Here is an 18,895-nt window from a genome sequence, read left to right as displayed (position 1 = left end):
TTGCAATTCAAACTCACGCAACGAATTATGCACGAAATTGAATAACGGAATTTACAATGAACAAAGATCAAATAAAGGCCCGGGTTAAGACCTTCATTCTGGACGAATTCCTTCCGGGTGAAGATCCGCAATCCTTGACCGACGAAATCGCTCTTATTTCTGATGGTATTCTGGACTCTATGGCTAGCCTTAAACTTGTGTCATACCTCGAAGAATCTTTTGAGATTTCCATCCCCGCACATCAAATCGATGAAGAACACCTGAATACACTTGATCTTATTGCCGAAACGGTCGCGATGAACAAAAACGACTAGCGGTTAAACAATTTAACCCTATTGCTGAGATTGTTTCAAATTTAGCTGGAAAAGAGCGGCCTCAACGAAAGATTAGCCGAAGTCGTTTGATTGGGCCTGGGAAGCGGGTAATTTCTTTATAGGCGATTCTTTGTCTGTCTTATGATTTGAGCATAATGGTTTTGTAGTGACAAGTTTGAGCAATCTTCTTATCCGGTCAGCGAATTTAACCCCAGATACGATCGCGGTTTCCGATGCAACGGGTAATCGTTTTTCGTTTGCCGAACTGGATACACTTGCAAACGATGTTGCATTCAACCTTTCTGCATTTGGAGTTAAGCCTGGGGACAGAGTGGGGCTATGTGCTCGAAAATCAATCGATACTGTAGGTGCAATCTTCGGGATTTTACGGGCCGGCGCCGTCTACGTCCCAGTAGACCCGACGGCCCCTATAGCCCGAAGCAGCAGTATTTTTACAGATTGCGAAGTTCAAGTAGTTTTAGCAGACACTGACAAAGCAACTCCTTTGGCAACAGAGATGGCAGAACTCGGCTTTCCGGTCACAGCATCTGACATCGAAGTTTCGGGTTTCTCGGCGCTTCTTGCTAACAATTCAACGTCACCGGGTGATAGAGATTTAGCTTACATTCTTTACACCTCAGGTTCGACCGGAAAACCCAAAGGTGTCACACACAGCCACACATCCGCTTTGGCCTTCGTAGATTGGTGCAGTGATGAGTTTAAGCCTTACGCAACAGATCGATTCAGTTCGCACGCTCCTTTTCATTTCGATTTGTCGATTCTTGATATCTTTGTACCAATCAAACATGCCGCGTATGTTCGGCTGATCAGCGAAACAGAGGCAAAACAACCGGCTTCTCTTGCACAGCTTATCGAAGCAGAGTGCCTGACCTTCTGGTACTCGACGCCGACAATTCTACGCGCCATGATGGAACACACCGACCTTGCAAGTTATGACCACTCATCGCTCCGCACAGTATGTTTTGCAGGCGAGGTATTTCCGACCAAACACTTCAAGAAACTCGCTGAATTCTGGCCTGATCCAAAGTACTATAACCTTTTTGGCCCGACCGAGACGAACGTCTGTACATTTCAAAAATTCGAAAATCCGCAAACAATGCGGGATGAAAACCCTGTACCAATCGGCACGGCTGCCTCTCAGGATGAACTTCGTATCGTCCTTTCAGATGGCCAAACCGCGAACACTAGCGAGGAAGGTGAGCTGCTTGTTTCCGGTGGTTCAGTCATGCGTGGATACTGGAATGCGCCCGAGAAAAACGCCGAAGTATTCGCTAAAAACGACGGAAAGACATGGTATCGTACCGGGGATATTGTAGTAGAAGGTGACGATGGCGCGTTGTTGTATCGAGGTCGCCGGGACCGCATGGTGAAACGTCGTGGTTATCGGGTAGAATTGGGCGAAATCGAAGCTGCCCTGCTGCGACATGCGGATATTTCAGAATGTGCTGCCGTCGCCGTAAAAGATGGTTCCGGTTCCGTTCAAATCGTCGCCTTTTATACGTGGAGCGGTGACAACCCGCCTTCGCTTATCACACTGAAAAAGTATTCTAGCCAAGCACTGCCAACATACATGATCCCCGACAGGTTTTCTGTTCTTGAAGAAATGCCGAATACGTCAACCAACAAATTAGACTTTCAAAGTCTTAAGGAGATAGCGTGTGGACTTTTCGCTGACAGATGACCAACGCAATTTGCGCGACCAAATCATTCGGTTTGCACAGAATGAGCTGTCACCAGGGGCTCGGGACCGGGATGCGGCGCAAGAGTTCCCGCATGATCTTTGGCTGAAATGTGGTGACATGGGACTTCAGGGGTTACCGATTCCACAGGAATATGGCGGCACCGGTCTGGACCCTCTTTCAACGGTGATCGCTCTAGAGGCTCTCGGTTATGGTTGTGAAGACTCCGGACTAGTTTTCTCTGTATGTGCGCATCTTCTAGCGTGCACTGTTCCGCTATGGAAACACGGTTCGGAAGAACAGAAAAAGAAATATTTGCCCCGCCTTTGCAACGGAAGATTGATTGCCGTGAACGCGATGACAGAACCCGAAGGAGGGTCAGACGCTTTTTCCATGCAAACGCGCGCGGTTGAGAATGAAAACGGATTTACGATCAAGGGCACGAAGATTTTCTGTTCAAATGCACCTGTTGCCGATCTTGCAATTTTATATGCTTCAACCAATCCGGATCGTGCGTTTATCGGGGGCATCACTGCATTTGTCGTGGAGTCTTTTACACCCGGATATACGAAAGGGCAGAAATTCGAAAAGATGGGACTGCGCACTTGCCCTATCGGAGAGCTTGTATTTGATGACATGGAGGTTAGCCCAGAAAGTGTTCTGGGCAAGGTCGGAACCGGCGGCCCGGTTTTTGCAGACTCGATGGAATGGGAGCGCATCTGTCTGGTAGCTGTGCATGTTGGCAAGATGCAGTGGTTGTTAGAACGCGCAATTGATTTTGCAAAAAACCGATCGGCTTTTGGTAAAAAAATTGGCGATTTTCAGGCCATTTCTCACAAAATTGCGGATATGAAAGTTCGCCTAGAAGCAGCGCGCCTTTTAACTTACCGTGCCGCTACCCTGCTGGGAACACGCAGTAGCGTTGGAATGGATGCCGCCATCACAAAGCTTTTCGTAAGCGAAGAATTGATAAAGGCGGCCCAGGATACGATTCAAATTATGGGCGGCTATGGTTTCATGACGGAATATGATGTCGAACGTGCGCTTCGGGATTCAGTTGCAGGAACAATCTATTCAGGCACGTCTGAGATGCAGCGCAACATCATCGCAAAATGGTTGGGGCTATAAATTGGTTAAAGAATGTAATGGCTAATATTGAAGTCGACAGTACGGAAAATTTCTGGGAACTTTCAGGGTTTCGCATGAGTGACAAGATTGCTGCTATTTTTGCGTTGATCGGGGCTTTCCTGTGCGGCACCGCCTTGTCTTTGGACTACTTTGGCGGGAACTCAGGAATGGGAACTTCGGAAATTGTGCTCCTGATTTCAGGAGCAGGCGCTCTTGGTTTCGCTGTATTGTTACTTCATGTTTTACGTGGCGAAATGCGCGAAGCTGTACAGTTTGCCGCGATATCAGCGCAGATCGCCCTTCTATACCTTATTATCAGAACATACGATTTAGAAAACGCTGCGTTTTCAGACTTTATCTTTGCACTCGTTTTTAGTGGATTTCTGGCAAACTACTTCCTTCACAAAAAACACCGTATGGTTTTCTTTTTCGGGCTGTCGTTGCTTGCTATGTTTGGCGTTTTCGGCCTGCCGCATGGCATGCTTCTGTTTGCGCTTGGCGTCGCGCTTATTCTGATTTGCCATTTGCCTGTCTCTCTTTGGATTCGGGTTGTTTTGCTTTTAGCTGCTGGTGGCCTTCTGGTCCTCGCACGATACGGCACGATTGTTTCAACCAACCTGAATGTGATCCTTCCCATTTTCGGATCTATTTTTATGTTCAGGCTGATTATCTACCTCTATGATATTACGAACGGAAAAGGCCCCAAAGGTGTATGGGCACGTCTTTCATATTTCTTTATGCTACCGAACTTTATCTTCCCGTTCTTTCCAGTTGTTGATTTTTCAAGCTGGGGTCGTAACTACTATTCAGGCCGTGAACTGGAAATCTATCAACGCGGCGCAGTCTGGATTTTTCTGGGTTGTCTACACCTCATAATTTACCGTTTTGTAAATTATTACCTTGTCATCGACCCGGTCGAGGTAACCAGTTTTGCTAAATATATTCACTATATCCTTGCAAACTTCGCGTTGTATTTTAAAATCTCCGGCCTCTTCCACACGATCATTGGCTGCCTGCATCTCTTCGGCTTCGCGCTTCCTGAAACACACAACAAATTCTACTTTTCCAGCAGCTTTATTGATCTGTGGCAGCGGATTAATATCTACTGGAAAGACTTCATGCAGAAGCTTGTTTTCAACCCGGCTTACACGCGTTTGAAAAGAGCTGGCATTAAACATCTTCCGGCGGCAGTCACAGCTATCGCAGTCGTTTTCGTATGCACATGGTTTTTACATGCCTATCAATGGTTCTGGCTTCGGGGTTCAATCTTTTTTACCGTTCCGGACACGTTGTTCTGGACGATGCTCGGGTTTCTTCTGATCTGTCAAACCGTACTTGAGGCCCAACCAGTCAAAAAAGATGCAACTGCGCTGATTGGTGTGGCTACACTGCGGGTAACACGGACGGTTGCGACGATGCTGACATTCACGACGCTTTGGGCGCTTTGGGGCAGCGAAAGTATGAGTGAGTTCTATACCCTATGGGCTGCGGCCGGGTTCACATTGCTCGACCCGACCATCCCGGTAAGTTTTGTGTCAGTCCTGCAAAGTGCACTTTTTATCGCTTTTCTTGGAGTAATCGTTGCGTTTGCAGTCGGGTTCACCTTTGGCCTTGCTCCGCCCGGATCCCATAAAAGGGCTTCCGCCCTAGGGGCGCATCGTAAAGAATATGAATTTGCGCGCCATGCATCGATTGTTGTGCTGGTATCTGCTGGTTTGCTGGCGATCCAGCTTCCAGCTCTGTACGGAGCATTCCCCAGAGCGACCCAACTCTTCGTTGTTGATATGAGACTTGAGCATTTATCTGCTCTGGACCAAAGCAAGCTTGAACGCGGCTACTATGAGAACCTAACAGATGAATCGATCATCAATTCAGATCTTTGGGAAACAAATTCTCAAAAGCCGCGAAACTGGCAGCAGATCCGCCAGATGGAGGCGACCACATTCACTGACGATTATCTGGAGTATGAGCTTCTGCCGAACGCCACAACGGTTTACAAAGGCGCAGCCCTATCGACCAATAGCCACGGCATGCGGGATCAGGAATATACGCTTGCCGCACCGGATGATGTGCACCGCATCGCGATTGCAGGCGCTTCACGAGCCATGGGCGCTGGCGTTGCGGACAATGAAACGTTCGAATCCAGATTAGAAAGGCAGATAAACGCAAACAATCAGACCACAGTTGAAGTTCTGAACTTCGCTATTGCGGATTACGAACCGGCACGCCGTCTGTTATCGCTGGAGCGGAAAATCTGGCCCTTCGCACCTGATGTCGTATTTTACATTGCTCACAAGAATGATTCAGACGTGAGACATCTCGTCGACAAGTTTCTTGCAGAAACACCTCTTCCCTACGCGTTTCTCGAAGATACCATAAAAAAGGCCGGTGTGACCCCCGAGATGGAGAAAAGCGATATCTCGCGCCGTCTGCTCCCGCTTGGTTCCGAGATAGCCGGTGAAATTTACCGTGAGTTTGCAGGTAATGTACGTAATCATGGCGCGCTACCTGTCTGGGTGTATCTGCCGTCTACCACACCGTATTCCGGCCCTGATGAAACCGCGCGTATCCTGCGTGAAATGGCTCAGGAGGCGGGCTTTATCATTCTGGACCTTGAAGACATGTACGAAGGGCAGGATGTAAGCCCACTCTGGATCGCCTCCTGGGATCAGCACCCAAACGCAAGGGGTCATCAAATCATAGCCGACGAAATTTACAACCGAATGCTGACCTTGCCAGAAGTCCAGGAAAAGCTGAGATTATCACAATTTTGATCAAGCACTTATACGAGGAACAGAATTATGCCAGACGTCGTAATCATTGGGGGTGGACCCGCCGGTTCAACGCTTGCCAGTTATCTTTCCATGGCGGGCATCGATAATATTATCATTGAGGGCGCAAATCATCCCCGACCACACGTGGGTGAATCTATGGTCACCTCAACCACGCGCGTATTTGAAGAAATCGGTTTTCTCGAAACGATGGAGCGCGAGGGCTTTGTCAAAAAATACGGGGCGTCCTGGCATGCACCACAGCGCAAAGGGGTTTTCACAATCGAGTTTGGTGAATTTCCGCAACCTGGCATCGATCAGGATTACACCTATCATGTTGATCGTTCCAAATTGGATTTGCTGCTTCTGAAACACGCTGAATCTCTCGGAACGAAAATATATCAGGGCCAATATGTCCAGGAGGTTCTGATGAAAGATGGCAAAGCCGTCGGGGTCCGCATAAATTCTTTTGGCGAACCTGTTGATATAAAGGCAAAGATTGTTGTTGATGCCTCTGGCCGTCATACGCTTCTTGGTAAGCAACTCGGATTAAAGCGACCTGATCCGGACTTTAACCAGTTTGCAGTTCACGCTTGGTTTGAAAATGTCGACAAGAGCATCGGAAAGAGAGACGATGACATTCACATCTATTTCCTGACCTGCGAACGGGGATGGGTCTGGCAAATCCCCATCACTGACGAGATAACTTCGATTGGCGTCGTTGCCGAAAAAGAAGTCTTCAAACAGTCTAAACAGGATGTTGAATCTTATTTTAACACTCATATTGCGACGAACCCCAATTTGAAAAACGCAATGGAGAATGCGGTTCGCGTAAATGATTTTAAGAAAGAAGCGGATTACAGTTACAGCATGGAAAAATTTGTCGGCGACGGCTTTCTTTGCGTCGGTGATGCTGCGCGGTTTGTCGACCCGATCTTTTCCTCCGGCGTTAGCGTCGCGCTGGCTAGCGCCAAATATGCTTCAGAACAAATCGTCAAAGCAATGGAAAAAGGTGATTTTTCTGAAGCAGCGTTCAAACCTTATGAAACAAAACTCCGTTCCGGCGTCAGCGTCTGGTACGAGTTCATTCGGTTGTACTACAAGCTTCTTCCTTCTTTCACACATTTCATTCAATCAAAAAAACATAGGCTGGAAGTACTTCAACTGCTACAGGGAGAGGTTTTTGACAGGCAGGATGTTCCCGTGCTTGATGCCATGCGCAAATTTATCAAGGACGTCGAACAGAATGATAAGCACATACTTAGAAATGCGCTCACGGATCTTGAGCTTCCTGACGTTGCAGCAGCACAAGAAATATCGACCTAAATCGATTGTTGCGCTTCGCACGAGTTGAGGATGAACACCCCTTGTGCGGAACGCTCTTTAATATCCACAATATCAACTGGTTAGGTACTGTCAGAGGGATCTGACTTGAGACGGGCAGGGCGGTTGCGTAGCTTTGCCGGATGACAAAACCCAGCCCTTTTCGGTATTTCCGAACTAGCCCGGAGATCATTCGCCTTGCAGTGATGATGTACGTGCGGTTTCCACTTTCCTTACGAAATGTAGAAGACCTGTTGCACGAACGTGGTATTGATATCAGCCACGAGACAGTTCGTTTCTGGTGGAACCGTTTTGGCCCGTTGTTCGCCGCTGAGATCCGCCGGTACCTCGTCCAAAAACTACGAGCGCACTCCAATTGGCAGTGGCACCTGGACGAGGTTTTCGTGAAGATCAACGGCGAGACGCACTATCTCTGGCGCGCCGTGGATCACGAAGGTGAGGTGTTAGAATCCTTTGCCACCAAGCGTCGTGATCGCAAGGCGGCGTTGAAATTCCTCAGGAACACAATGAAACGCTACGGGAGCCCGCATGTCATCGTGACAGACAAGCTTCGATCGTACGGCGCTGCCATGAAAGAAATAGGCATTGCGCAGAAGCAAGAAACCGGCCGTTGGTTGAACAATCGGGGCGAGAATTCACACCAGCCGTTTCGACGACTAGAACGGGCGATGCTGCGGTTTCGGCAGACGAAGAGTCTACAGAAATTCTCCTCCTTGCATTCCTCGATTCATAACCATTCAATCTGGAGCGCCACCTTTACCCCGCGCCATTTTCAAGCTCAACCGTGCCGCCGCTCTCGCCGAGTGGCGCCAACTTTGCACGCCATAAGGGACAGCGTTACTGTCCTTACAGAGACTGGTTCGATCCGTCTGACACCACCCACTCCGGCTTTCCCCACCGGCTGGCCAGCTTCGCTGTGGCGCGAAGCCAGTTCTGTATTGGAAACTACTTGGGCAGCTTCCTTCTTCCCATGTATCAACCCCTCACGGGCTTGGCGCTCTAGGACTTCGATTTTATCTATGAGTTGTTCAATCAAAGACTCAGCCACTTCGAGAGTTGCGCCAACACCGCTTGGTCGCAATACCGTCTGCTTCAAAAGGTCGTCTGAACTATTTGATTGATGAACTTTCTGCTCTTCCAGTCGAAGCGCGATATGTATCTCCCAATGCAAACGTAGAGTGCGGAAAGGATGCAATCGAAAATGACAGCTTCGTCACGCCAGGCGCGTGTCTGGCTAAATAAGGCTCGACATCCAAGCCCTTAAAATATCTTGAAACGAATTAGGGGTTGTTGTCTTTGTAACTAGAGCTACAGGTCCACTCTGAGATTGCCGAATTTACTGTCTAATTACATAATTCTGATTATGCGTTTAGGCTTTCTATGAATCGGATTACGTGTTCAGCAACAATGTCACCTGCTTCCAACAACAGTGAATGTTTGTAGCCTGGTAGAATGACCAGTTCCGAATTCGGCAATGTATTGTCAATCAGCCTGTTAAGACGCGGGTTGCATCCACCATCATTTTCACCAGTCAAAACCAAAGACGGCGCATTTACATTATGCAACCATGGCGCCATCTCTGTTCCGGCATAAATACGAAAAACATTCAGAAAAACATCAGGGTCCGTTTCAACAACTTGCTTCAACCGGGCTGTTACAACTTCTTTGTTGTTCTCGATAAACGCATCCGTGAACCAGCGATCGGTCAGAGTCTCAAGAACCTGTGGAATTCCCTTTTCTTCCATCGCCCGGACGACACCCCAAACTTTCGCGCTATCGTCTTCTGTTCTGAAAGCCGCTGTTGAAAGCAAGCCAAGTGAAAGCACCCTGTCTGGGTATTTCAACGCATAAGCTGGCCCGATCATACCGCCAAGCGAATGACCCGCAAAATGAGCAGCTTCAAAACCGCTTCGTTCGCGTACACGCTCCAAATCATCAACAAGTACATCAAGTCCAAATTCACCCATTGGCATTGGCGACGTTCCATGACCGCGCAAATCATAGGTCACAACCGTGAAATGGGTGCGCAGCAAAGGCATTGCGTTGCGCCACGTGTTCCGCGCAGCACCAATGCCATGGATCAGAAACAACGGAGGTCCGCTTCCCTCGACACTGAATTCACAGTCGATAACGTCGTTCATATCCTACCCTCAATCCGGAATTTAGCCGCCCTTAAACATTTCAACGCTTAAAGCCATGTATGTCATTCTTCCTCAGGCTTTGATTGTGGGCGCACCTGGTGATAAGCGCCGTTCAGGTAGGTCAAAGGCCGGTCAGAGGCGCAGAAAATTTGGGTGACGCCACCAATAAAAATTGTGTGGCTGCCATGCTCAACGCATTTCTCAACATTGCAAGCAAAGACGGTCGCGCCAACCAACCCCGGGCCATTTCCATCAGTTTCCCAGATCGACAAATTCTCAAACCTGTCTGGCGTCTTGCTATCAAACTGCCCGGCAAATCGTTGCGCGAGTTCGTCCGCCCCTTCCGGCAAAACGTTCACACAATAGACATTGTTCGCTAAAACAGTTTGCGCAATCCGGCTGTCTGTTTTCAGGCACACAAGAACTGATGGCGGGTCTGCCGTTAGCGATGAAAACGCACTGACGGTCGCGCCCACCCTCCCATAGCTACCATTGGTAGTCACTACAGTTACAGAGCTGGCCACCCTGCGCATCGCATCGATAAACTCTTGTCGCATGTTGTTCAGCCGTGCCTTCGCTCTGCCGCTGTCACGCTCTTAGTTCGCTTGGTGAAATGCGGCATCACATCTTCGGCGAAACACTGCATGCTGTCCAACACTTCCTGCGGATCGGTTTCAAAGTTCATGTTCATAATCACCCGATCGATTCCCAAATCAAAATACGGCCCCAGCTTATCGATCATTTCCGCTTTTGTGCAAACCAGCAAACTTTCGGCCAGTTCCTCAACGGATTGTTCGCGCGGTAGCGGACGGACCATACCATTGTCCACTAAACCCGGCCCGGTGAACACATTGTCAAAGCGGCTGTAGTATCGGCTCGCGGCTTCCATCTTGGAGCGCTGGTCCGATTGTGATTGTGCGACAAACCCCACGCGTGAAAGACTAAGTGTCAGGTCTTTACCGCTTTCAACCGTTTCGTCCTTGGCCCGGTTAAAACTGCCCACCTGATCAATCAAAAGCTGATGGTTTCCCGATAGCGGCGTTGTCTGAATGTGAAAGCCGCGCTTCGTGCAATGATAAATCCCTTCGGGGTTCAAGACCGCCATCATCATTTGCGGACCACCGGGGCGGACCGGGCGCGGCATAATCGTTATCGGGTCGAACTTGTAATATGCACCATCCCACGACACTTCTTCTTTGGTCAGAAGCGCCTGAAGCACATCAAGAGATTCATTGAACCGCGCCTGTGTTTCCTCCATCGGAACGCCCAGTCTTTCCATCTCATACTTAAACGCCCCTCGCCCAACGCCCAGCATCAGCCGCCCTTCGGTAAAGATGTCGGCGACCACCACCTCTCCGGCATAGGTGCGCATGTCATGCAGCGGCAGTACGACAATAGACGTCATAATCTTTATGTCATTCGTATGCGCGGCAATCTTCACAACGAACTGCAAGGGGGCGGGCATCATCAGGCAATTCATCAGGTGATGTTCGGTTATCGAGACTGCGTCATAACCAAGTTTGTCAGCAAAGATGGCCTGATCCAGCATGTCACGGTAAACGCGATCTCCGCCATAAGACTTATCAGGATAGTCCGACGAGAGTTGAAGACTGAATTCCATATTTGCTCCGTCATAAAGACACCAAAGCATCGCATATCTCTTAAAATCTGGAAAACGAATATATTTTGTGCTTTAAATCAATAATCTTGGATTAACGTCATGAAAATAGCTGCCATTCAAACTTTTCTAAGCGTTGTACGCACCCGAAACCTGATTTCGGCGGCGGAAGAAATGAACGTCACGCAATCTGCCGTTTCTGCCCGTCTTGATACATTGGAAGAGTCACTGGGGCAAATATTGCTTGTGCGATCTCGTAAAGGTGCAAAATTGACAAAGGCAGGATTTGCCTTTCTTGGGCAGGCTGAAACAATCGTCAATACCTGGGAAAATGCCAAAGCACGCGCAAGTCTGCCAAAGGGTCTTACCAATCTTTTCAGTCTGGCCTGCGAGCCAAATCTTTGGGTTAATCTGGCAGAAACATGGATGACAAATCTCAGAGCGTCGCACCCTGACACCGCTTTTGAAATATGGTCTGCCACGTCTCGAGAAGCGAGTGAATGGTTGCAAAGCGGTGTGTCCGACGCCGCTTTACTTTACGAACAAATCGTTGCGCCAAACATCGTCAGTCGCGTTTTTTCACGCGACCGATTGGTTTTGGTCTCTTCTGTTGAACGCGAAGTGATGCCCTGGGATCCGGCATACATTTACATCCACTACGGGCCAGAATTTCGTCGCCATCACGTTCAGGCCTGGCCGAAAGATGAAACCGCCCGGGTTTCCTTTAACGCACCGGATTGGGCCTTGCGCCACATTCTGAAAACCGGTGGGTCTGCCTATCTGCCAGACCGCCTGGTAAAAACCCATTTGGACAACCAAAGGCTTTTTGCGGTCAAAGGGGCCGAAGGTTTCGAACAAACGATATATCTTTCATGGCGAGAGTCGCATGACGAAAAATTCCCCTGGCTAGTCGATCAAATACAAGACTCGCGACACCCTTAGACCCTGCCCCAAATCTTTCTTTCATAGATGTTAAAGAAAGCACATAATGTTGCGAAACGTTTTGATATTGATAAGCGCCATCTGCTTAAGAGGTAAAGAAATGACTCTGATCCATGCCGCTTTGGTTTTGTTCTTGTCCTTTGCGCCCGTTTTTGCAGATGCCCCGCTGATTGTTGAAATCGTTGCTGCAGAAAGCCGCACGGACAGTCAGAGCATTTCTCTGACTGGCGAAATAAACGCGCGGGATACCCTGAGCGCATCTTTCCCGATGAGCGGTCGTGTTGCTGACGTTCTGGTTCAGGAAGGCGATAAGGTGACGAAAGGTTTCCCGCTTGCCCACATGGAATCTGTTCAGCAAGAGCAGGCATTGCGCGCTGCAGAAGCAGGGCTTGCAACTGCGCAGGCTGATCACCGTCAGGCCATCGAAGATCTGGATCGACAAAACGCATTACTCGAGCGTGGTGCCACAACAAGGATCAACCGCGATAGTACCGAAGACGCGCTGCACATTGCCGAAGGCGGGCTTGCACAGGCACTTTCAGAGCTGGATCGCGCCAACAAAGCACTTACAGAAACCGTCCTAATCGCCCCATCTGACGCTACCGTCATCGACCGCATAGCAGAGCCGGGTCAGGTCGTAGGGGCAGCGCAATCCATTGTAGAGCTTGCCCTTGGCGACGAGATTGACGCGGTTTTCGAAGTCCCCGAGGTTTTGCTCACAGACGATGGGCCACCACCTGTTGTCTACTTGTCTTTAATTGAAACCCCGGGCGAACAGTTCACTGGCGAAGTGCGCGAAATTTCACCACTCATCGACCCAGCGACCGGAACGGTAGAGGTTACCGTAGCTGTTAAATCACCGCCCGCAAACATGAGCTATGGCGACGCTGTACGTGGCACCGTGACCAAGCAGAATCCGGCACATGTGGTGCTACCATACACCGCCATGTCCGCAACAAAAGACGGACCCGCTGTTTGGGTTGTGGACCCCAATACAATGGCGGTCGAATTAAAACCTATCAGAATAGAACGTTTCGAAACGGGCCAGATCATTCTTGCTGACGGAATAGAAAGCGGAACCTTGGTGGTGACGCGGGGCGCGCATTTGCTTTACCCGGGTCGCATCGTGAAGCGAACGGAGGCTAACCAATGAAACTGGTTGTTTTGCTTCTGATGATCCTGGCCGCGCCCGCGTTTGCGGAAGAACCGGCAAGCACGGCTTCGCTTTCGCCAAGGCCCGTTGTTTCCGAGGTCATCAATCCACAATTCAGCGACCCTAACGTCTATGTCGGTATCGTCGCGGCGCGCGCGGAAACAGATCTCGGGTTCCCGCTCAACGGTACCATCGCTGTGCGTTTGGTCGACAAGGGGCATCTGGTCTCTAAAGGGGATGTGTTGGCACGCCTGAATCCCGAAGATCTGGACTCTGACGTTCGCGCGGCTGAGGCGGGTGTTGATGTCGCCACTGCCCAGTTGCGGACTGCACGTGACGCGGAACAACGCGCGCGGGAACTCTCGGCGCGTGGTGTCGACAGTGCAACCAAGGTCGAAGACACCCAACGCGCACTGACCGCTGCCGAAGCAAAGCTTGAGCAGGCTCAGGCAAGTCTTGCCCGTGCGCAGGACATGCGCAGTTTCGCGACGCTTCTCGCACCACAGGATGGCGCGATAATAGAGGTGTTTGTCGAACCGGGCGCGACGATCACAGCCGGAGAGCCTGTCGTAAGGCTTGCCGAAACCGGAGCGCGGGAAATCGTCATTGACCTCACTGAACAGGACGTTGCCAACCTTGAAATTGGCACTGGGTTCACAACTGGTCTTGTCTCGAGCACCGATGTCACAGCGCAGGCCACCCTCACCCGGATCGACCCCGTTGCCGAGCGCACCACCCGAACGCGACGCCTACACCTCACCTTAAGTGATCCACCCTTGAGTTTTCGGCTTGGCGCCCTTGTGCGTGTCAGCGTGGCTGACAGCTCCGAAGCAATCGTAAGCATCGAAAGCACGGCAATCCTTGATCGGGAGGGGACAGCTGCCGTCTGGGTCGTTGATCGAGATACAAACACTGTGAGCCGTACCTCGATCACATTGGGTGCACGGTTTGGCCAGCGCGAACGCGTCACAAGTGGGCTTTCAGCGGGTGACGAAGTGGTCGTTAAAGGCATCAACTCTCTTCATGACGGACAGATCGTTGGCCGGCGGGTGACACCATGAACCGTTTTAACGTTTCGGACTGGGCATTAAACCACCGTTCTTTTGTGTGGTTCCTGATGATCATATGCGTCGTCGCGGGTGCTTTGTCCTACGTCGGCATCGGACGGGAAGAAGACCCGGACTTTTCAATCAAGACTATGATCATTGCCGGCGCCCTGCCCGGCGCAAACACGCAAGAAACACTGACCCAGGTCACTGACAGGATCGAAAAGAAACTCGAAGATCTACCAGAGCTTGACTACACACGCTCTATTACCATCCCAGGCCAGTCCATCGTTTACGTAGAACTGCTACCTTCGACAGATGCATCTACTTTGCCGCGAGTCTGGCAAACCGTTCGCAACATGATGGCAGACATACGTGGCGATTTCCCGGTCGAGTTCGCGGGCTTCCAGTTCAATGACAATTTTGGCGATGTGTTCGGCAATATCTATGCCTTTACCTCTGACGGTTTTTCCCGGCGCGAAGTGCGCGACTATGTCGAAAGGGTTCGTCGCGATGTGCAGGCATTGGACGATGCTGGAAAAGTCGAAATATTCGCGACCCGGGATGAAGTCATCTATCTGGAATTTTCTACCGAACGCCTCGCCGCACTTGGCCTCAATCAACAGGAAGTGCAGGCAACCCTAGCTGCGCAAAACGCGATCGTGCCATCAGGCGAAATTGATGCTGGCCCTGAGCGTGTACTGGTACGGATCGGTGGACAGTTTTCAGGAACCGAAAGCCTTGAGGACATAAACCTGCGTGTTGACGACAGGTTTTTCCGCCTGACCGATGTGGCCGATATTCGGCGCGGCTATAAAGACCCCCCAGACCAGATTTTCAGGTTTAATGGCGAAGAGGCGATCGGGCTTGCCGTCGGAATGCGTAGAGGCGCCAACATCATCGACTTTGGAGTCGAGTTGGAAAAGGTCATGACGCAAGCCTTATCCGACTTGCCGATTGGTATAGAAATTCATCAGGTCGCCGATCAACCCCATGTGGTTGACGAAGCTGTTGGTCACTTTCTGCAAGCGCTGCTTGAGGCGGTGCTGATCGTTCTGGCCGTCAGTTTCATCAGCCTCGGCCTGCGGGCAGGGTTTGTTGTGACGCTGACAATCCCTCTTGTGCTCGCCATTACCTTTGTTGTGATGGAATACACGGGGATAACCCTTCAACGCATATCGCTTGGTGCCTTGATTATTGCATTGGGGCTGTTGGTTGACGATGCGATGATCGCGATTGAAACCATGATTTCGCGCCTTGAAAAGGGTGAAAGCCTTTCGCGCGCGGCCTCTTATGCCTGGACCTCTATCGCTTTTCCAATGCTCTCAGGAACGCTTATCACGGTTGCCGGTTTCATCCCAATTGGGCTTAACACCTCGGCGGCGGGCGAGTTTACCTTTTCGCTTTTCGTGGTCATTGCGGTGGCGTTGCTGGTTTCGTGGATCGTGGCGGTTCTGTTTGCCCCACTTCTTGGCGTGACATTCCTGCCTTCCAAAATGAAGCAGCACAATGGTGAACCGGGACGCTTCCGACGCTTGTTCCATGTGTTTTTGCGGGCTGCCATGCGTTTTCGCTGGCTGACCATCATTCTTACGATCGCAACCTTTGGTCTCTCGCTTTACGGAATGCGGTTTGTCGAACAGCAATTCTTCCCAAACTCTGACCGACCAGAGCTGATCGTTGACATGACGCTACCTCACAACACCTCAATCACGGAAACTCAGGCGCAGATGGACCGGCTGGAGGAGCACCTGAAAGGGAATGAGCACATCCTGTTCTGGTCATCCTATGTCGGGCGGGGGGCGCCGCGGTTCCTGCTTGCGTTTGATGTACCAACCGCCGGGCCGAACATGGGTCAGATTGTAATACAGACACCCTCGGTCGAAGCACGTGATGCGCTGCGCGTCGAACTTACCGAAATTGTTGCGAAAGATTTTCCGGGCGTCGACGCCTTTATAAAACTCCTTGAAATTGGCCCCCCCGTTGGTCGCCCCGTGCAATATCGGATGAGCGGTACCGATATTGCATCGCTGCGCGACTATGCACGTGAGCTTGCTGCAATTGTCGCCACAGATCAACGACTTGCAGGGGTTGTGATGGACTGGAACGAACCAGCCCGCGTCGTGCGTGTTGACATCCTGCAAGACAAAGCGCGCCAACTGGGCATCACCGCCCGTGATATCGCAGCCGCACTTGACGCGATATACGATGGAACCGCAGTAACCGAACTGCGCGATAATGCTTATCTGATCGACATTGTAGCGCGTGGTGATGACAGTTCCCGCCAATCTGTAGAAGCATTAGCCGGCCTTCAGCTTAGCGCAACAGGTGGCAGAACGATCCCGCTCCGCTCGGTCGCAACATTTCACTACGGCACAGAACAGCCGGTAATCCATCAACGAAGCCGCGCGCCGACAATTTCTGTGAAAGCGGCCATCGCAACAGATGATCAGCCTGACACTATCGTCAACGATCTTGCAGATAAGATCGCGGCCTTTAACGACGCCCTGCCCTTTGGATACAAGGCCGAAGTTGGCGGCTCGGTTGAGGAAAGCGCTAAAAGTCAGGCCCCGATTGTCGCGGTCGTTCCGCTGATGATGCTGATCATGCTGACGCTGATCATGGTTCAGATGCAGGGATTCCGACTTGCATTTGTGGTGCTGTGCGTTGCCCCGCTTGGCTTGATTGGGGTCGTTGCTGCGCTCGTGCCATCAGGTGCCCCGCTTGGATTTGTGGCCATTCTTGGTGTGCTCGCCTTAATAGGCATTCTGATCCGGAACTCCATCATTCTTGTGCACGAAATCGAAGTGCTGCGCGAAAAAGGCCGAACGGCCTGGGATGCTGTTTTTGAGGCAAGTGACAGCCGCGCGCGTCCAATTTTGCTGACAGCAGCGGCAGCCAGCCTCGCGCTTATCCCGATCTCGCGTCAGATATTCTGGGGGCCAATGGCCTACGCTATGATGGGTGGCATCATTGCAGGAACGATCATCACACTTGTCTTTGTGCCCGCGCTGTATCTCGCTGTTTTCAAGGTTCGTCAGGACGACAGTTAAGAAACACCCCAGGTGTCATTAACACGGTAGCCTTCGGGCCAGAGATCATCCGGGTCAAGCATATGCTGGTGAATACCAGTCGCCCAGCCACGCCCTGAAATTTCCGGGATAATCGCGGGTTTTCCACCCTCAGTTACAATGTCTGCAATTCGTCCCGTAAGGGTCGATCCGATGATCGACGTCGCCGTCAGCGTCTGGCCCTTTTTCATCTGGCCGCGCGCATTCAGAGCTGCCATGCGCGCTGATACCGCCGTACCCGTGGGTAGAGCGGTCAACTTTTCCGGGCTGAATTGCGACAGCGGACCGGGCCTTAAAGCCATCTCGGTTTGGTTCTAATCCCCCCGCAAAAAGACAGAATGAGATATGATCCCAATCGGGGTTTTCCGGGTGGGTGAATCCCAGGTGTTCATTCGCGGCTTTCATGATCGTAACACCCAGCTGCACGATATCACGCGCCTCATCCGGTGCGATTCTGATCTTTCCTTCAGCAGAATACTGTTTGCGCGTCAAACGCTGTATGTCTTTGACGATCTCCTCTGACGCTCTGCTTCCTGTTCCGGTTGTTCGTCTCATGTTCCACTCTTCAGTGGTTCGGTGAACCAGAAACAATCCCATTCCGAATACTGAAGTTTAAACAGATACGCGCTGACGTCAAACACAGCACAACAATCGATGTCACAATCTTAAATCGTATTTGTATGTGCAAAGATCTTTAAAGCAAATTTCAAAGCGGCCGGCATCACAAGGCAGCTGATAAGGGGATGTTTGGTTTTGAAACCATGTCACATCGAAGGATGAGGCCACGGTTACATGTCTAGTTGCCAGCCAAGGAGCACTGACAAGCCGCTCTGACTGTATTCGTAATTGCCTGACACTCCGTTGTCTAAGGGAACGTCCGCCGTACCAGTGTCGCTATAGCGAATTCCCAGTTCTAGCCCAGCCGACTCTGTGATTTCCTTTGTCATTCTGAGTCCCAACATTCCGTATGGTACGTAGTCGCTGGAATTTCCGCTTACGACGCCATCAGAAACACGAATATTAAAGGCTTGAATGCCAAGACCCACGCCGCCTTCGAGCATCCAGTCAGACTGGTGCCAGATTGGGGTCCAGAGATTCGCGGCTAGCCGCTGGGAATTTATGTGCGTGTTGTAAAAGAATAAGATCGGACCAGGGGACCCTGGAAAACTGTTGGTCACGACATCACCGTTGGTCACTGATATTTCGGCCTCGACAGTCATTGGTAAAGTGCCCAATCGAAACAAGTCTTTCGCACCATATGCGATGTAAAGTCCGTTTACGGATGCGTTTCTATCATCGACGTTGCTAAATCCGCCGTTAGAATTAAACCCGCCAATGTCGTGAGATGCATCAGGTGTGCTAATCAAGCCAAAACTGAACTGCCGTTCTGTGGCATTTGCTTCATTTGACGAAACCCCAAATGCAACGGAAAGCACCAAAGCGGAAAGAAGTGATTTTGAAAGATACATCTGCTGATCGCTCCAATTATTTTTACGCAACCTTAAGCGATTAGTTGCCGATCAGCCAGATGGCACTCTGCAATTGTTAACTTTTCGTTAACAAAGATGGCAGTAAGGACACAGCGAAACCGGCGCTAAATTTTATGGGTAATTTACAGATTAGTTTTCGTCTGTATCTTCTTCTTTCTCAGACTCTGCTTCTGTTTC

13 protein-coding genes and 2 pseudogenes are annotated in these 18,895 nt (G+C 50.6%); 10 read left to right on the top strand and 5 right to left on the bottom strand.

The annotated features are described in order from the left end of the window. Window positions 1-56: 56 nt before the first annotated feature. The 6 genes and pseudogenes from MWU63_RS16700 to MWU63_RS16675 all read left to right on the top strand — a co-directional run bounded on the left by MWU63_RS16700 (window position 57) and on the right by MWU63_RS16675 (window position 8,085). Window positions 57-314, top strand: coding sequence for a phosphopantetheine-binding protein (locus MWU63_RS16700; protein ID WP_247078880.1), 258 nt, complete (start codon window positions 57-59; stop codon window positions 312-314). A gap of 175 nt (window positions 315-489) precedes the next feature. Next, window positions 490-2,016, top strand: a complete 1,527-nt coding sequence (locus MWU63_RS16695; RefSeq protein WP_247078872.1) for an amino acid adenylation domain-containing protein — start codon at window positions 490-492, stop codon at window positions 2,014-2,016. Next, window positions 1,994-3,142 carry an acyl-CoA dehydrogenase family protein gene (locus MWU63_RS16690; RefSeq protein WP_247078855.1) on the top strand — a complete coding sequence of 383 codons (1,149 nt, stop codon included), beginning with the start codon at window positions 1,994-1,996 and terminating at the stop codon, window positions 3,140-3,142. Before MWU63_RS16695 ends, MWU63_RS16690 begins: the two co-directional genes overlap by 23 nt. Window positions 3,143-3,159: 17 nt before the next feature. After that, window positions 3,160-5,916, top strand: coding sequence for a hypothetical protein (locus MWU63_RS16685; protein ID WP_247078853.1), 2,757 nt, complete (start codon window positions 3,160-3,162; stop codon window positions 5,914-5,916). Window positions 5,917-5,943: 27 nt separating this feature from the next. Then, on the top strand, window positions 5,944-7,239 hold the full coding sequence (locus MWU63_RS16680; RefSeq protein WP_247078851.1) for an NAD(P)/FAD-dependent oxidoreductase: 1,296 nt from the start codon (window positions 5,944-5,946) through the stop codon (window positions 7,237-7,239). 140 nt (window positions 7,240-7,379) lie between these two features. Continuing rightward, window positions 7,380-8,085, top strand: a pseudogene (locus MWU63_RS16675) (IS6 family transposase). Between the two features lie 533 nt (window positions 8,086-8,618). On the opposite strand, the gene MWU63_RS16670 reads toward MWU63_RS16675, so the two are convergent. From MWU63_RS16670 to MWU63_RS16660, 3 genes are all read right to left on the bottom strand, one after another. Continuing rightward, entirely contained in the window at window positions 8,619-9,398 is a 780-nt protein-coding gene (locus MWU63_RS16670) for an alpha/beta hydrolase (protein WP_247078849.1), read from the bottom strand. A 62-nt stretch (window positions 9,399-9,460) separates the two neighbouring features. Then, the gene (locus MWU63_RS16665; protein WP_247078847.1) at window positions 9,461-9,955 is read right to left on the bottom strand and encodes a flavin reductase family protein; all 495 of its coding nucleotides are present in this window, start codon (window positions 9,953-9,955) and stop codon (window positions 9,461-9,463) included. A gap of 5 nt (window positions 9,956-9,960) precedes the next feature. After that, a complete protein-coding gene (locus MWU63_RS16660; RefSeq protein WP_247078845.1) occupies window positions 9,961-11,019 on the bottom strand; it encodes an LLM class flavin-dependent oxidoreductase in 1,059 nt (352 codons plus the stop codon). Window positions 11,020-11,118: 99 nt separating this feature from the next. Here MWU63_RS16660 and MWU63_RS16655 point away from each other — a divergent pair, with 99 nt between their 5' ends. From MWU63_RS16655 to MWU63_RS16640, 4 genes are all read left to right on the top strand, one after another. After that, a complete protein-coding gene (locus MWU63_RS16655; protein WP_247078843.1) occupies window positions 11,119-11,958 on the top strand; it encodes a LysR family transcriptional regulator in 840 nt (279 codons plus the stop codon). A 100-nt stretch (window positions 11,959-12,058) separates the two neighbouring features. After that, window positions 12,059-13,111, top strand: a complete 1,053-nt coding sequence (locus MWU63_RS16650) for an efflux RND transporter periplasmic adaptor subunit (protein ID WP_247078841.1) — start codon at window positions 12,059-12,061, stop codon at window positions 13,109-13,111. Further along, window positions 13,108-14,172, top strand: a complete 1,065-nt coding sequence (locus MWU63_RS16645; protein WP_247078839.1) for an efflux RND transporter periplasmic adaptor subunit — start codon at window positions 13,108-13,110, stop codon at window positions 14,170-14,172. Before MWU63_RS16650 ends, MWU63_RS16645 begins: the two co-directional genes overlap by 4 nt. Beyond that, entirely contained in the window at window positions 14,169-17,210 is a 3,042-nt protein-coding gene (locus MWU63_RS16640) for an efflux RND transporter permease subunit (protein ID WP_247078837.1), read from the top strand. The genes MWU63_RS16645 and MWU63_RS16640 overlap by 4 nt, the downstream gene beginning before the upstream one ends. Here MWU63_RS16640 and MWU63_RS16635 read toward each other — a convergent pair. Further along, window positions 17,207-17,669: pseudogene (locus tag MWU63_RS16635) on the bottom strand (proline racemase family protein); the annotation flags it as partial. The gene MWU63_RS16640 and the pseudogene MWU63_RS16635 sit on opposite strands and share 4 nt — an antisense overlap. A 347-nt stretch (window positions 17,670-18,016) precedes the next feature. Further along, window positions 18,017-18,697 carry a hypothetical protein gene (locus MWU63_RS16630; protein ID WP_247078836.1) on the bottom strand — a complete coding sequence of 227 codons (681 nt, stop codon included), beginning with the start codon at window positions 18,695-18,697 and terminating at the stop codon, window positions 18,017-18,019. Window positions 18,698-18,895: the final 198 nt, after the last annotated feature.

It is taken from the genome of Pseudohalocynthiibacter sp. F2068 (assembly GCF_023015645.1).
Taxonomy (GTDB): domain Bacteria; phylum Pseudomonadota; class Alphaproteobacteria; order Rhodobacterales; family Rhodobacteraceae; genus Pseudohalocynthiibacter; species Pseudohalocynthiibacter aestuariivivens.
Note: the sequence above shows the minus strand (reverse complement) of the source record. Positions and strands in the feature narration are given on the sequence as shown.